The sequence below is a fragment of the Lactococcus ileimucosae genome (assembly GCF_943193185.1).
GTDB lineage: Bacteria > Bacillota > Bacilli > Lactobacillales > Streptococcaceae > Lactococcus > Lactococcus ileimucosae.
In genome coordinates this window covers 22,368-38,626 of sequence record NZ_CALPDE010000011.1, presented here as the reverse complement: position 1 = coordinate 38,626, position 16,259 = coordinate 22,368, and the positions used below count along the sequence as shown (strand labels likewise).

General features: G+C 37.4%; 12 protein-coding genes and 1 other RNA gene. 10 read left to right on the top strand and 3 right to left on the bottom strand.

Features of this window, described 5'->3' with window-relative positions; translation table 11 throughout:
- Positions 1 to 74: 74 nt before the first annotated feature.
- The 7 genes from NFR51_RS06125 to ffs all read left to right on the top strand — a co-directional run bounded on the left by NFR51_RS06125 (position 75) and on the right by ffs (position 5,756).
- Positions 75 to 2,060, top strand: a complete 1,986-nt coding sequence (locus tag NFR51_RS06125) for an ABC transporter ATP-binding protein/permease (RefSeq protein ID WP_251712854.1) — start codon at positions 75 to 77, stop codon at positions 2,058 to 2,060.
- Positions 2,061 to 2,591: 531 nt separating this feature from the next.
- The gene (locus NFR51_RS06120; RefSeq protein WP_251712853.1) at positions 2,592 to 2,969 is read left to right on the top strand and encodes a hypothetical protein; all 378 of its coding nucleotides are present in this window, start codon (positions 2,592 to 2,594) and stop codon (positions 2,967 to 2,969) included.
- 230 nt (positions 2,970 to 3,199) lie between these two features.
- A complete protein-coding gene (locus NFR51_RS06115; protein ID WP_251712852.1) occupies positions 3,200 to 3,871 on the top strand; it encodes a YoaK family protein in 672 nt (223 codons plus the stop codon).
- Positions 3,868 to 4,614 (top strand): MBL fold metallo-hydrolase, encoded by a 747-nt coding sequence (locus NFR51_RS06110; RefSeq protein WP_251712851.1) that lies wholly within the window; start codon positions 3,868 to 3,870, stop codon positions 4,612 to 4,614. The genes NFR51_RS06115 and NFR51_RS06110 overlap by 4 nt, the downstream gene beginning before the upstream one ends.
- The gene (gene tadA / locus NFR51_RS06105) at positions 4,614 to 5,090 is read left to right on the top strand and encodes a tRNA adenosine(34) deaminase TadA (RefSeq protein ID WP_251712850.1); all 477 of its coding nucleotides are present in this window, start codon (positions 4,614 to 4,616) and stop codon (positions 5,088 to 5,090) included. Before NFR51_RS06110 ends, tadA begins: the two co-directional genes overlap by 1 nt.
- A 58-nt stretch (positions 5,091 to 5,148) precedes the next feature.
- Positions 5,149 to 5,598, top strand: a complete 450-nt coding sequence (locus tag NFR51_RS06100; protein ID WP_251712892.1) for a hypothetical protein — start codon at positions 5,149 to 5,151, stop codon at positions 5,596 to 5,598.
- 72 nt (positions 5,599 to 5,670) lie between these two features.
- Positions 5,671 to 5,756: signal recognition particle sRNA small type (gene ffs / locus NFR51_RS06095), an RNA gene on the top strand.
- A gap of 128 nt (positions 5,757 to 5,884) precedes the next feature.
- Here ffs and NFR51_RS06090 read toward each other — a convergent pair.
- A complete protein-coding gene (locus NFR51_RS06090) occupies positions 5,885 to 6,877 on the bottom strand; it encodes an ISL3 family transposase (RefSeq protein ID WP_251712849.1) in 993 nt (330 codons plus the stop codon).
- A gap of 481 nt (positions 6,878 to 7,358) precedes the next feature.
- Here NFR51_RS06090 and NFR51_RS06085 point away from each other — a divergent pair, with 481 nt between their 5' ends.
- Genes NFR51_RS06085 through NFR51_RS06075 form a run of 3 tightly spaced genes read left to right on the top strand, consistent with a single transcriptional unit; the run spans position 7,359 to position 11,234 of the window.
- Positions 7,359 to 7,568 carry a helix-turn-helix domain-containing protein gene (locus NFR51_RS06085; protein ID WP_251712848.1) on the top strand — a complete coding sequence of 70 codons (210 nt, stop codon included), beginning with the start codon at positions 7,359 to 7,361 and terminating at the stop codon, positions 7,566 to 7,568.
- Positions 7,569 to 7,570: 2 nt separating this feature from the next.
- Positions 7,571 to 10,735: an N-6 DNA methylase gene (locus NFR51_RS06080; protein ID WP_251712847.1), complete on the top strand. Its 3,165-nt coding sequence runs from the start codon at positions 7,571 to 7,573 to the stop codon at positions 10,733 to 10,735.
- A 25-nt stretch (positions 10,736 to 10,760) separates the two neighbouring features.
- Positions 10,761 to 11,234, top strand: a complete 474-nt coding sequence (locus tag NFR51_RS06075) for a restriction endonuclease subunit S (protein WP_251712846.1) — start codon at positions 10,761 to 10,763, stop codon at positions 11,232 to 11,234.
- 1,180 nt (positions 11,235 to 12,414) lie between these two features.
- Here the strand turns inward: NFR51_RS06075 and NFR51_RS10760 are convergent.
- Together NFR51_RS10760 and hylB are read right to left on the bottom strand one after the other, a co-directional pair.
- Positions 12,415 to 12,549, bottom strand: coding sequence for a hypothetical protein (locus tag NFR51_RS10760; RefSeq protein ID WP_277613158.1), 135 nt, complete (start codon positions 12,547 to 12,549; stop codon positions 12,415 to 12,417).
- A 466-nt stretch (positions 12,550 to 13,015) separates the two neighbouring features.
- Positions 13,016 to 16,039, bottom strand: a complete 3,024-nt coding sequence (hylB, locus tag NFR51_RS06070) for a hyaluronate lyase HylB (RefSeq protein WP_251712845.1) — start codon at positions 16,037 to 16,039, stop codon at positions 13,016 to 13,018.
- Positions 16,040 to 16,259 lie beyond the last annotated feature (220 nt).

Sequence of the window (16,259 nt, the reverse complement as noted above, 5' to 3'; positions counted from 1 at the left end):
CAGTCTTAGGTCCTAAATTCATTTGATATATTTAAGGTATAATGGATATATCTTTATTTTAGAAAGAAGAAATTATGCCAGTATTAGAATTAAAAAATATTAGAAAATCGTATTTTCTAGGCAAAGAAGAGTTCCCCGTTCTTAAAGGAATTAATCTCGAGTTTGAGCGTGGAGACTTTGTGAGTCTACTCGGAGAGTCTGGAGGGGGGAAGTCAACGCTGATGAATATCATCGGTGGCCTTGACCGAGAATATGACGGGGATGTGATTATTGATGGTGTGGCACAAAAGACGAAAAAAGAAAAAGATATGGATGCCTACCGCCGTGATACCATCGGTTTTATTTTCCAATCTTTTAACTTGATTAACTACTTGAGCGTTCTTGATAATATTTTGATTAGCTTAAAAATGACAAGTTTGTCTGAAAAAGAACGTATAGAACGTGCACTTGAGCTGACCAAACAAGTTGGACTTTATGAACACCGTAAGAAAAAGCCAGCTCAACTTTCGGGTGGGCAAAAGCAACGTGTAGCCATTGCTCGCGCTTTAGCTAGTGATCCGGAAATTATTCTTGCAGATGAACCTACAGGAGCTCTTGACTCGCAAAATACCAAAGAAGTTTTGGCACTTCTCCGTCAAATTGCGCAATCTGGTAAAACAGTCATTGTCGTGACTCACTCGCAAGAAGTTGCTGATTATGGGACACGTACGATTCGGCTGGCAGATGGTCAGATTACTGGGGATGAGCGGGCTAAACCAGCTTATCCTGTGCCTCATGAGATAAAGCCTTTCCAGACCAAAGCACTCTCGTATGGAGATGTGGTTAAGACTGCTTTTAAGCATTTTACAAACACTTGGAAAATAAATCTTCTCATTGCGCTGGGGACAGCGATAGGTCTATTTTCCGTTATCTTCTTCCTTGGTCTAGGTACCGGGGCAACAAAGTATATGAACGATCAGGTGACAAGTCTGGCCAATCCTAATATTATCTCCGTTGTTAAACGTGATCCGATAAACAATCAAGGAGAGAACAATGACGAAGCTTTTTCGATGGCGCAGCAAGCGATGCTCGGCATCTCAGAAGATAATATCAGCAAATTAAAAGCTTTGGATAATGTCAAAGAAGTAAGTGAAGGAATCACAAAAGTAGGCGTTGTGAGTTTAGATTATAGTGGTCAGACTGCAAGAAGCCAAACCATCATGTCATGGACACCGATGATTCAGTCTTCAAGTTTACAGGCTGGTTCAAAACCTAAAGGAAATCAGATTGTTATTTCTGAATCAGACATGAAGAAATTTGATTCAAAAGCCTATGAAGCCAAGGACTGGAATGCAGTTATTGGAAAAACAGTGAAAGTCAGCTTCCAAACTTTAGATAAAAATAATAGCCCAGTGACAATTACACAAGAGATGGAAATTTCGGGTATCCTGCAAGAAATTCCAGTTTCTGGTGTGATAACTTCTGTGGAAGCTTTGGAAACAATGCTTGAAGAAAATAACGTAGAGGCGATGCCAAATACAGCCTATGTTACAGTTACAGAAACCGATCATGTTAAGGAAGTAAGCAACAAAATCAATGCGATTAAAGACAATAATAAACTGGTATTCGCTTCAGCTAATATTGGCAGTATGCTTGACACAATTACAAACATCACAGGTATCGTTTCGACCGTTTTAGCAGCAATCGCTGGTATCAGCCTGATTGTGTCAATCTTTATGATTGTTGTAACGACTTATATGTCTGTTGCTGAACGTACAAAAGAAATTGGTGTACTTCGCGCCTTAGGTGGTCGTCGTAAGGATGTGTCACGGATGTTTACTGCAGAAAGTGTTATTCTTGGATTGGCATCAGCGGGAATTGCTATTGCTCTCGCTTATGCTGGACAAGGCATTATCAATAAAGCACTTCATAGTTTAGTGGGTGGAAACATTGTTCAAATCACTTTAGGACATATTATCTTTGCAGTTATCATTGCGGTTATCATTGCTTTACTTTCAAGCTTTGCTCCTGCTGCGCGTGCTGCACGTTTAAATACAATCGAGGCTTTGGCTGCAGATTAAAAAATCAGAATAAGTTCTGTTTGAAGCAGGACTTATTTTTTTATGGACATTTTCTTATATTGCATCTGTGAGGAGACAAAATAAATGTAAACGTCCTTTTCCGTGTAGAGGAAGTTTGTCATTCCTGCGGGTAAAAAGCATTGTAGTTCTTTTGACAATGACAGAGGAGATTGATAAAATAAAATTGTGGAAAAAGTCAATATTCTCATTTTTACTTGCAGAGAATAAAATAATCACACTTCATGTCACACCAGAAGAACAAAAACAATATGTCCTGCAAGGTTAAGGACAATGCCCACTACAACCGCAGAGGAGTAAAAAAAGTCAGGAGTTCCAAGCTTGCTTAGAACGGTATAACCCACTCTATCAAAATGTTCAAAAGTTCGAAGATGTGCAAGAAAGTATTAATCAGTAACTGAACAAATGTGGATACGGTCACAGAAAGTGAGGCACAAGAGCTTCACAGCTTGGAAACCTCACTCAAAATAACCTGTAGTCCAAGCGGCTACTTTTTTTACAAAGGAATAAAGGATGTCGAAACAGAAAAAGAGAATAACAGTTGGAATAATCGTCGCATTGTTTCTTATCTTAGCATTAGCTCTCGGAGAAACGCTGTATATGAGAAGTAAAGAACATGACCGAATAGAGTTAGAGAAACAAACAGCAATTGAGATAAAAGATAACGTTAAAAATGTTAAAAAAATCACGATTACGGATTTCTATGAATCATCTCCTGGGATTAAAAATGTTGATTTTGATGTAGAGGAAACCGATGGAACGGTTATCAGAGGTAATTCGATAATAGTGGGAAGTTTTGGTTTTCATAACGGTAATGGCTTGAAAATGGGAAGAACAAATGAAAAAGTAAAAGTAATCTATACAACAGGAGAGGAAGCTGTTATTGAATGAAGGCTTCTACTCAGTAGCTGTGGATGATAAGATAATACAGTCCATAAGTTCGCAGAGTTATTGGCGAGCAAAAAAAGAGGATGGAACGTGCTATTCCAACACTATAAAATATATTTTTATCTGAAAAAGATGATTGTTCTACAGCATATAGTGTCTTAAAGTTAGAAATTTCAACTGCTTGATTGAGCTATAGTGAGCCTTGCTTTTCAGAATGTGCTATAATGGATACTATGAACATCGAAATGAGAGAAAGATTAAGAGTTGCTTCCATTTTAGCGATGAATGCGGGATTTATGGATGCTTTTTCCTTTTTCCACTTTAGCGGACGTTTTATAGGGATGCAGACAGGGAACATGATTCAGGCGGCTGTTTATTTGGCAAAGGGTAATTTTATACGTGTGCTTGACTTTATGATTCCTGTGCTCTTTTTTTCTTGTGGTGTCATTTTTAAAAATATTTATTCCTATTATCTGAGAAAAAAGTATAAGCCAGACACGCTCTATCTTCTTTTATTACAGTGGTCTGGGGTAACCCTTTTTACATTGCTCTATGTGACATTTTTAAAGTTACCGGTGTCTATTTTTGTTGGTTTTTTGTCGTTTTTTATGGCTATCCAGCATGACACGTTTAGTAAAACAAGGGGACTGCCTTATGGAAGTATCATGATGACTGGGAATTTAAAAGCCACTATGGTGAACTTAACAAATTATAGCTTGACACATGAACGGCATTATTTGCAAAATTTTCGGGTATTTGCAAGTCTGGTGGTCTCTTTCTTCTTAGGAACGATACTGGGGACTTATAGTGCAGATATCTTTGGCAATTGGACCTTACTTGTATCCAGTACATTTTTAATGATTGTTTACTTTATGTTGAGGTTTGAAAGGGAGGAGAAAATATGAAATTAACAGCACTTGGTGTATGGGGAGGCTATCCTACACGGGATGCCGGCACAACTTCTTACTTACTGCAAAGCGAAGAGGGGTTTAATCTTTTATTGGATGCAGGATCACGTGCCGTGACGGAACTTGAGCATGAACTTTCACCTAATGATTTAGATGCAATCATCTTAAGTCACTACCATGAAGATCACATTGCAGACTTGGGCGCCTTGCGCCAATACCGTCAGCTGCAAACAGTAAAACCTGAAATTTTGCCTATTTATGGGCATCAGGAAAATGAATACGAATTTTCAAAATTATCTTTGGAAAATGTCAGTCAAGGTATGGCATATGATGTTGAAAATGGCACTTCTGTAGGTCCCTTTGATATTCAGTTCTTAAAAACCGTGCATCCTGTCACCTGTTATGCCATGCGTATCGTTGAGAGAGCAACAGGGCAAGTTTTGGTTTATACAGGTGATACAGGCTATTTTGCAGAACTTGTAGATTTTTCAAAAGATGCGAATATTTTGCTTGCTGATGTTTACTTTTTCAAAGAGCACTATACCAAATACTCCCACATGCCTAATCACTTGTCCAGTGTAGAAGCAGGAGAAATCGCAGCACAGGCCAATGTGAAAAAATTAATCCTGACACACTTGCCACAAGTTGGTGATTTACAAGTTTTACGAGATGAGGCACAGGAAGCTGCCGGGAAGATACCAGTTGACTTGGCACAACCGCACATGAAATGGACGGTCTAATGGTATTTACTCAGGAAGAAAAAGAATATTTTATGGGACAAGCGCTGCTTGAAGCCCAAAAAGCAGCAGCAAATGAAGAAGTACCCATCGGTGCAGTTATTGTACGTGAAGGAGAAATAATCGCCCGAGCTTTTAATCGTCGGGAACTTGATGGGCGCGCCACGCATCATGCGGAAATTTGTGCGATTGAAGCTGCCAACGAAGCTGTTGGTAACTGGCGTTTATTGGACTGTGCTTTATTTGTCACTATTGAACCATGTGTTATGTGTTCCGGAGCAATCGGTTTAGCACGTATACCTGAAATTTACTTTGGCGCGACTAATCCAAAATTCGGGGCCGCAGTGAGCTTGTATCAAATTTTAGAAGATACACGTCTCAACCATAGAGTAGCCGTCCAAGGCGGTGTTTTAGAAATAGAATGTGCAAATATCATGAAAACTTTCTTTCAAAAGAGAAGAAAAAGCAGCAAGGAGTAAAAATTTCTCTAAGAAAAAAGAGTTTTTTGAGAAAATATTAGAAGTTAAGGATGAAATGATGGAAAGAGAAAAAATAACAAAACAAGATTACAAAGAAAAAACAGCTCCCTATCGTGCATGGCTCAACAGTATCAGTATCCCAGTTGCCCTAATTGTATTATTTATCGCGGTTTTTTTGGGCCTTACGGTTAATGCAGCTGGAATGATTATCTTCGTCTTTGCCATTATTACGCACGTTAATTACAAAAAAATTCAAGCGCCTAAAATTTGTCACGTGGCGCCTATTCTCTACTATGTTTATAACGTAGTGTCTGTTTTCTACGTTATGAGCCTTATTGCCTATCCTCAAGTGAATATTGTTTCCGCTCTCCTCTCTTTGACGAATCTTGTACTCTTAATTTTAGTTATTGCTTTTTATTTTGTTGCTGCTCAGGCTATTAAAAAGCAATTTCCAAGGATGAAAGAGGATTATAACGAGGCAGTGCAAGCTTATAAAGGGAAGAAGTAAAAGAGAGCCTCGTAAATGAAGCTCTAAAAAATATCGTGGCTTGTCAAAAGAAGCAGAAATATGTTATAATAGCTTTCGGAGCAATAAGTTTCTTACGAAGCGTGTCAGGACCTGACGGTAGCAGCACTAAGTATGAGGCTTATGTGCTCTTTTTTGTTACCAAAATATAGCAGTAGTTCTTCTGCGTCTTTTTTACTATGTCTTAAATGGTTCTGTCAACTCTGCGGTGGTAAAAGTAAAATGAGTTACAGATTAATCAATTGAAAAACTGTCTTCGGGCAGTTTTTTAGTTTGTTTTTGAGAGAATTTGTTGAAGTAAAATCCGTTTTCTGAGATGGTCAAAACGCCCAAAGCCAAAGGCAATACGCTTAATGAGCTTACAAAGGTTATTCTTCCCTTCGAGTGGGCCGTTGGAATAAGGCGAAAGAATCCCACGACCAATGGCAGCTCTGTGTTTAAGCAAGTAACGACAGTTGATTTTAAAGTCCTCTGGCAAGCTTTCAGGCATGGTTTCAATAGCCTCAAAAAAGTCGTCTGCTTGCTTATTTTGAAAGGCATCCAAGGCGTTCTGATAGACCATATAGGCTTCTTGGAGCTTCTGAGAGTAGCTCAAAAGGGCGTCAATGACCTCACCTTCCGTTCTCCATTCGCCCCTGAAAAGCGGAAATTGCTTACGATTTTGGTAATTGACCTTGCCGTTCCACTTGAGCAGCTGTCGCCAGTATTTTTTTAGCTTACGATAAATCTTGCCATTGTCGCCTTTGAGTTTCTTCAAGCGCTTCATTTCCTTAACACGAAGTTGATTGAAAGCTCTTGATAATTGCTGGATGACATGAAAACCATCAATAAGCAGTTGTGCTTGAGGAAAAAGGGTCATGAGGGCAGGGTAAGAAGCATTTATATCCATGACAATTGTTTTGACTTTTAAACGCTCACTTCTAGGAAAATTGAGAAAATAAGCAATTAAGTCCACTTGTTTTCTAGACTCTAAAATATCTAAGATGTCATGTGTCAGACCATCTGCGTAGACAAAAGCAAGCCCATTGTCGTCATTTTGAGTGGCTTTGAATTCGTCAAAACAGAGAACTTTTGGTAGACTCCTAAACTTTTGTTTGAGGGAAATCCGATCAAGAATTTTCCAACAAAAGGCGGGGGAAACAAAGTAACGGCTGGCAACTTCACGCATAGACATTTTGACTTTGAAATCAATCAAGATAGCTGCTTTAAGAGCAAATTGTAGTTTTAGGTCGATAAGTGGCGGTAAAAATTTGTGCTTCATGTTGTCCTGTTATTTTGGCAAAACCATATCGGATAAAATTTTCTAAAGGGAAATCGAGGTCTGAGGCTTTCAAGTCGAGCGAAAGTGTGATAGAATCTGAATGAGTCATAGGAATCCTTAACTAAAGTGTTTGTGTGGTAACTCCATTTTAGCGAATTTCTATGGCTTTTTTCCTACAAAAAATGGCAGTAGATTTTCATCTACCACCATACAAGTATACAGAACCAATTTTACTTTCCATAATGAGTTAGAATTGACTTTTGTAGAAGTAGAATCTTTCAACTTTTTGATATTCTTGTTTGAATATTTGAACTATATTATCATGGAGAAAAATGAGTAAGAGTTGAAACTCTGAAACTAAAAAGCTATTTCTAGAATTTTCAGAGAATTGAAATCGCAAAAAAATGCGAAAATTTATAAAAAAAATGAAAAAATATGTTATAATGCATAGTAAGTATACTTTAGAGTGGGAGGCTATATTATGCCGATTTCCTATGATAGGTTATGGAAATTACTTATAGATAGAAAAATGAGCAAAGCTGATTTGCGCAGAGCTATTGATATTGCGCCAAATACAATGACTAAAATGAGAAATGAGGAGCTTGTAAGCTCAGCGGTATTGCTTAAAATTTGTGAAGAGCTAGGCTGTGATTTTGGAGATATCATTTCTTATACTAGAAAGGAAAAATAAAAATGCCAGATATTAAACCATGGCTGGATGCATTAGGTTTCAGTCACAATAATGATTCATATGAGCTTAGTATTAATGGTTTTGTAATTGAAGTGGATATAAAAAATAAAAAAATCAAGTATCCAGGCTTGAAAGAAATTGGACGTAAAACAACGACTAACTTCTCTTCTAAAGAAAATTTTGTCGTCCTTGAAGCAATTGTTGGATTGCTTAAGCAAGGCTATCTTCCGAGTCAAATTTCAATTGAAAAGAGTTATAAACTTGGACATAACAGCAAATCAGGAAATGCTGATATTACAGTTGAAGATAATGCGGGAGAAACATTTTTAATCATTGAAGCCAAAAATTATGGTGCTGAATTTGATAAAGAATGGCGAAATATGCTGGCTGATGGGGGACAACTTTTTTCTTATGAAAAACAAGATAATAGAGCTAAAGCGCTTGTTCTTTATTCATCACAAATTAATGAAGATTCTATTGAACGCCTCTATCATGCGATTAACTTAGAAGATAACTTGGAATTCTTATCGACCCTAGAAAATGCACGGGGCTATAAAGATGCTAAGGGAGGAAATGACAAATTTGAGATTTGGCGTGATACTTATCAGCAAGATTTTGTAACAAATGGAGTTCTTGAGGAAACTATAAAGCCATTTGAAATTGGCAAGGCCAAAACTTCCGTAAAAGATTTAAAAGAGATAACGCATGATGAAGTTCAAAAAAAGTATAATCAATTTGCAACAATTTTAAGGAAATATAATATTGGTGGACGAGAGAATGCTTTTGATAAGCTAGTAAATCTATTTCTTGCTAAAATTGTTGATGAGCAACAGCATTCAGATGACTTGAAATTCAATTGGAAAGGAGTTGCACAGGATACCTATTTTGAACTAGTTGATAGATTACAAAAACTTTACCAAGTTGGAATGGAAAAATTTCTTAATGAGAAAGTATCATATGTTGCAGAGAAAGATGTAGAAGCAGCTTTTAGGTTGCGTGAAGATGCGGCAAAAGATGCAATATTGAAATATTTTAAGGAGTTAAAATATTTTTCAAACAATGATTTTACTTTTCTTGATGTCTATAATGAACAACTCTTCTATCAAAACTCTAAAATTTTAGTAGAGATAGTTCAAATGATGCAAGATATGAAACTAAAAACAAAAGAACAAAATCAGTTTTTAGGAGATTTGTTTGAAGGATTTCTTGACAATGGTGTTAAACAATCAGAAGGTCAATTTTTTACTCCTCTTCCAATTGTTAAATTTATCGTTTCAAGTTTGCCTTTAAAACAGATTAATAGCCAAGTGGATATTCCCAAAGTTATTGATTATGCGAGTGGAGCTGGTCATTTTTTGAATGAATATGCTGAGCAGATTAAGCAGTTTGTTGATGAGGAAAAATTACCAAATTACTATTCAGAGATTTATGGAATTGAAAAAGAGTACCGGTTGTCAAAAGTAGCTAAAGTTTCAGCTTTCATGTATGGACAAGATGATATCAATATTATTTATGGGGATGCCTTGACAGAGCAGGATAGTGTAGAAGACAATTCTTATTCTGTAGTTATTGCTAATCCTCCCTATTCAGTTAAAGGCTTCTTGACTACTTTGCCTGAAAAACAACGATCTAAATATGCGCTTAGTAAATGTGTAGATAAACTTGATACAAACAATAGTATTGAATTATTCTTCTTAGAACGTGCGGAACAGCTTTTGAAATCAGAAGGTGTGGCGGGAATCATTGTACCAAGCTCGATATTGTCGAATGGAAACATATATGCCAAATCAAGAAAAATGCTAATTGAAAATTTTGATATCATAGCAATTACGGAATTTGGGTCAAAGACATTTGGTTCAACAGGTACAAATACAATTGTTTTATTCTTACGGAAGAAAAAATATCCCCCTAAGGAATCTGATAATTATAAGTATGCAGTTAAACGTTGGTTTACAAATACAGAGGTTCAGAAATCTGATATTGAGCTTATTCAATCATATTGTGATGCACTAGCTTACAAGTATGATGATTATCTCGAGTTACAAAATGGAATTCTTGATAAGCTATTGGAAATGGAGTTATTTGGAGAATATGTAGAAGAATTTGATAAAACTACTGTTTCTAAGAAGATAAAGAAAAAGAAAATCAATAAAAAATACACTCAAGAAACTAAAGACATAGAGCTTTTAAAGGCACAGTTTTTATATATTAGAGAAATTGAGAAAGAAAAGGTAGCTTACTTTGCAATGTCTTCTGCTCAAGAAAGTGAAGTTATCGTGATTAAATCACCAGCCGAAAATGCAGAGATAAAAAAATTTCTTGGTTATGAGTGGTCTAAACGTAAAGGGCAAGAAGGAATTAAGTATATAGATGCTAGTATTTCTGATGATGAGATGGAAGTGTCTAAAAATCAAGCGATGAACAGTATTCAAACACCATTGTTTAATCCTCTTGACTTATATGATGGTAATAAGATAAATACAATTATTCGAAAGAATTTTGAAGGCTCTCTAGCTGAAGTACCTGCTGCTCTAGAAAAATTCGTAACGATTTCTCCATTAGTAGATATGCTAGATTTCACTCAAACAAGTTTTGATGCTCAGATAAAAACTACTGCAGATAAAAAGATTGAGATTAAAAGTAAATATCCAATTGAAAAATTAGGTAAAATTGCAGATATTCAAAGAGGTTCAACCATTACTCAAAATCAGACTAGAGAAGGAAATGTTAAAGTTGTAGCTGGAGGTATTGATTTCGCTTATACACATGATAAAGCAAATCGGACAGCCAATATTATTACTATTTCTGCTTCAGGAGCAAATGCTGGTTTTGTTAATTACTGGGATGAACCCATATTTGCAAGCGATACAACAACTGTTCAAGCAAATACTGTACAAGAAACAAAATATATTTTTAATTTTTTAAAATCACAGCAACAAGCTATTTTTGATTTGGCAAGAGGAGCAGCTCAGCCTCATGTATATCCCAAGGATATTGCTAAGTTTCCTGTTCCACAAGTACCTAATAGTGTACAAAAAGAAGTTAATAAAGCTGTTGAAAAACTGGATGAAAAATACCAATCTTCGCGTATGAAGTTAGAAGAGTATCGAAAGCAAATATCAGAAATCTTCCAAAGCCTTGATGTACTAGGGGGGGACGAGCTATAGACTTTCATCAAGTGATTTTACTATTATGATTGGTAAACGTGTATTAAACAGAGAATTAACTCAAGAAGGTATACCCGTTTTTTCAGCAAATGTCTATGAACCACTTGGAAGAATTAATAAAGATATTATAAAAGATTTTAGTCAACCATCAATTCTTTGGGGTATTGATGGAGATTGGATGGTTAATACTATTGCTGCTAATAGACCATTTTATCCTACGGATCATGCTGGTGTTTTGCGAGTGAATACAAATAAACTAAACTATCGTTATTTGGCACATCGTTTAGAACAAGAGGGACTGAGAGAAGGCTTTTCAAGGAGTTATCGAGCGTCAATTAATCAAATAGAAAAACTTTCGGTAATAGCTCCAGGTATAGAGGAACAAAATGAAGCAATTAATAGAATTGAAGAGATTGAAGAAAAGATGATCATCGAGAAGAAAGTACTGTCTGATATTCAAATACAAAAAAAGAAAGTTCTTGAAAGCTATCTCAATTAAGGGGGAAATAGAAATATGAGTATGAATCAAATTTTAGAGTGAAAATATAATTTGAGAACAATACCGATTATAAAAATATAGACAATTAAAGTTGGCATATGAACTTGTTAATCCCTAGTTAAAATGTACAGATAAAAAACACCAGTTTAATTAATAATGAGTAAAGGTATGATGCCCGATATTCTAACGGGGTTATACCTTTTAGTTTCTCTTGTGTCCTCTTCTTGTTATATTAAGTTAGATAGACATCAATTTGTTTTATCGGCGCTATCTCATCTTCTGTTACAAAGAGTTCTAAAGACTCACCTTTAAGGTGAGGGAAGAACTTCTCACAAGAGGCATTGTCATAACAAATGCTTTTTCTGGAATGTGAGACCGTCACATTATAGCATTTTAGTTTCTTATGATAAGCATGGCTGGTATATTAAAAACCTTGGTCAGAGTGGAGAAGACATTCTTGTGCCCCCCTCCCAATAGCCATCAAAGATTAACTTATTATTATTGAATCTTGATAGATTGTAAGCTACAATAGAGTTATCATACAGAGGTCCTTAATGAGACACTTAAGAAGAGTCGGTCCTGCTTATGATACACATAGGAAACGTCAGTCACTAACTTTTGGTTGGGTTGAGTGGCGACGAAATCACGAGTGAGAAGGTTTAGCGAAACTTTTCTTGCTTTTTTGTTCCTTTCTTGTCTTGTACATGAAGTAAAGCGTTTCTTGCGTATGGGAGCCTCAAGGTCAAGCAAGTGCATATAACAAAGAACAGTTTTGAGATTGACACTAATATCATAAATCCGCTTAAGTTGCATCCAGATATGGTGATAGTCCTTAAAGGAGGAATCAAAGAGAATTTTTGAATTTTATCTATCAAGTCCTGCTTCCAACATTTGCATCTCGATTTCCCCTTGTTTATCCAAGCATAGTAAACTGCTTCGAGCGATTTAAAGATAAGCGCACAGGCTTCCAATGGAATACTTGTTTTTGAGACCATCAATGACCCGATATTTAAGAGAACTCCTCAACTCTTGCGGAGAGCTTTCAGCTTTTTTAGGATGTCGTTTTCCATGCGCAGAAAGTGATTTTGTTCTTTAAGAGACATGCCTCAAGTAAAGTAGATTGAGGTATTTTAGTTCCTTTCTTTGCAGGACGTCCAAGTGAAACTTGATAAAGTTTAGTCTAAATCACAACTTGGCTTTTGTTTGTGACACAAAAAGCTTGGGTCACTTCTTTAGTGCTACTATACTTACCTGAGAGATAATCTTGAGCAACTTGGATTTTGAAATCTCCACCATATTTATTGTTTTTACGCATAAGAAAAGCTCTTGTCTAACTTTAGAGGGGAGTATAATGGTTTGCATGGTGATTTTTTAACTATATCTATTTTGATAGGAGCAGTTCAATTAAGGTATTTGTTACTTGTTTCCACTGGAAGAAAACTGCTTTTATAATACTTTTTGTTGCCTTTTTATTGTGCTGCACATTTTATGCCAATTAGGAATTTTTATAGGAGTTATTCCTTCACGGCTGTCTTATTCCTGAGAAGTATTTCAATCCAAGGCTTGGTAAGAGCTTTATATCCCTGCTTCTAATAATGCTGGGTTGGGTTAGGAAGAGTCCTTCACTTGGGAGGAAAACACATGTTATAGTGTGATGCCTATGACGGTGCATGCAGCGCCTTTATACATTTATCCCCCCAGCAATCTGCTAACTAAAAGGCACTTGTCACATAAGATAGTAAAATCCTCCACTCTTTTTGCATCAAATAAAATAAGTTACTTTAACGTGAACCTAAAACAATTTGTTTTGCCTGCCCTGCACTACCTGAAAAATCAACGATAAAGCTGTGTGTAGCCTCATCAAAGGATATGCCCTCGCTCATGGAGAGAATGTTCTGGGAAGTTTGGGGCAGATGAATATGGACGGTTTCGTTAGATTGAGTGGGATCGGAGAGAGTGTAGAGGGTTTGTTCGGCTTTAGTTTGTTTCATAAAAGATATAGGCTTGTCACTCGTGATGCCAGCTATTGTACCGCCTGAGTTCTCCCAAAAGTTAATTCCTAAATATCCTGCCTTGTCCATCTGTACTGCTTGGATGCTGGCGGTATTGGAGAGGATTTTCAAGTCGTTATTTTTGCTGTAATCTTTTAGGGTATCCAGCGTCGCACCGGGGAGAATAATATAAGCGTAGCTGGCGTTTATAGGATTTTTTCCGTGGTTGATTATGAATTTCCAGTAGTCTCCTGTATAAGTGGTATCACTGGGGAATGCGGTGTTGATGGCAGCATAGGTTCCTGTGCACTTTTCAGACTGCAGCGTTATCTCCTGCGCAGTTGGGAAAATATAGCCGATGGAGGCGTTTTGCTGATTGGACTGTAGTAAGAGCCAGTCCACCTTTTCTTTTGCAGTACATGTATTTATAAGCCCTGTACTGGATAGCAATTGATAATGATAAGTGGCGTTGAGCAAGCGGTTATCAACAATGGTTTCGATATCAGCTGTAGTGTCGCCACTAATGCCAGCACCCAGAGCTATAGTCTGGTTATCCAAAATAAACCATGATTTTTTTGCATGGAGATTCATGGGGAGAAGAAGACCGTTATTTCTTGTGCCTTCTTTGCTGAGAGCCATGCCCATCACTGCCTGATTTTCTAAAGCTACTCCGCCGACCCAAGTTTCAGGTGAGGTTATAGTAGTAAAGTAAGAAGCTTCATCCTGTAAGGCCACAGTATCAACAGTTGTCCCGGGAAGACGATAAGGATCAACTGTAGGCCAATAACTGTTTCCAAACTGTACGCCGTCATTGTTGTAGAGATAAAGCATGCCATCTGCGGTATGCCAACCGTGTTTATTTTCGCCATTTCCTGCTTCAAAGGAATAGATGCGATTGGAATAAAGGCTTAAACTTAACAGATAATTAGGTGTGCTTTGAACAAAACGATCCATTGCGGAAAAATTTTTTGTACCAACAAAGGGAAGACTTTGTCCAGAAACAGTACTATCTGCCAACAAAGAAAGCACCATCTGTAGACTGTTATAGTCTCTGGGGTTGTTCAGGTAGTAATCTGGATTTTCTTGTATCCAATATTTGACAGCTTCTTGAAGTTTCTTCTGAACATCCATTGGGGCCAGTGTAGCTACAATGAGTAAGTTATACATGGTTTTTGAGCCGTAGTCAATCTGGTCGCCCTTGGGCGCACGGGATACGGCACGACCGTTGACGCTTGGTAGCATTGCTCCCTGATAGATTAAGGGGAGGAAGGAGGAAGCGACAGTATTGACAAAGTTTGAGACAGACTGTTTATCCATCTCAAAGCTGGAACCTTTGGTCGTCGCTAGGATTTGGCCGATGCCATTGATGAGGACATTTCCATAGGCGCCAGTGTAGGGGATTTTGTTATGCTGAATAAAGGAACCATCGGAGTAAAAGCCATCGCCTTGACTTACCAGTTGAAAAATCTCCTTGAGGCTATTTGAAGCACACTCTATCTTGTTTTCATCTTTTTGTAAGATTCCTAAACCTAGTACAGATAAGGCTAAGTCAGTTCGATTTGCGCCTGTCGCTGAAAAGTTGGGAACAAAAGAGAGGTCGACAAAGGCTTCTTGAGGCTTTGAATAGAGCTGCTGGTAGGGGTTTGGCACATAGGCAGAGATGGCGTGGGTATAACGTTGAAGAGCGTTCTCTGAGATATGGTCGCCAAGAATGATCAAGCTTTTAATAAATTTCTGTGGAATACCGATCTGCCAATCCCACCAGTTGCCATAATATTTATTGCCATCATAACCTTCATGATTAACAATAAAGTCAAAACCAGATTGGATTGCGGCTAAAACTTTTGGACTTTGAAAGTAGTCTGTTCCTTGAGTGCTGTAGGCTTGAGACAAGTAATAGAGGTTAGTAACTTGCCGTGTAAGGTGGGCGGAAGCACTTTCTCCCGGCTGTAAAGGCCAAAGATAGGTGCGCTGAGGATCAAGGGACATGCTTTGGTAAAGTACTTTGGCATTATCAGATAGAGTTTTTACGTATTTGACAAGGGCGGGAATGCTGGGATTATAATTTTCTGTGACCAGTTGCTCTTTCCATTTGTTCCGCAGTTTTACAAATTCATGTTGCTCTTTCCATTTGTTCCGCAGTTTTACAAATTCATGTGGATCAATGCCGACAGAGCTACTTCCAATATCTCCACTCTTAATGGATAAGACAGTCAGCTGACTGGGGGAATTAAAAAATCCTAAGCCAATGTAGCCTTTCCAATCCCCAGCAATGGTAGAACCATCGCTGAAACTTACATGCTGTTCGTCATAAATCAACTTTTCATTGAGATAGGCTTGAAGGCTGGTGCCTTGATAACGCAGCAGTAACTTATAAGTTTGCCCAGAAACTAGGTTTGGACCTTTTATATCAATCATCTGTTTGGGGCTAGACTGGACCAGCTGCCATTTTCCATTACCGAGGTAGACAAAAGACTGGTAATTTTTACTGTTCTCTCCCCCAGCTCTAAAAATGAGTCCAAAATTCTTTTGCCCCTTGTAAACAAAGCTTATTTGTAAATCACCAGAACTTCGTTCACCTGCCTCTGTATTGAGGGAAACATTTTCAGAATGTTCACCTTTTTTTTGACTGCTCATCACAAACTGGCCCTGACGAATGTTTCTATCAGCTTGTCCAATAAGGGATTTCCAAGTTCCCAGCTGATTGCAAAAATCAGAATGGTAGCTTTCTGTCAAAGCTTGTGGACAGATTATAAAATTCAAGGACAGAAGTATAAGTAGGGTTGCTGTAAAATAAAGCAATCTTTTTTTCATGCGCTTTCTCCTTCCGACTGTTCCGTTTTTTTCAGATGAGGTTCGACAAGATAAGTATATAGTTTGATAGAGATTTGTCAATATAGATATTAGGGAATGTCCGCAAGCCATTGGAGGACAGTTTTGCATTAGAAAAAGTGAAAACACATCTTAAGTACGCTATCTAAGGTTTAGTACTAGGCTTCTAGAGTTTAGTGCAGTTCATTTTGAAAAAAATCAG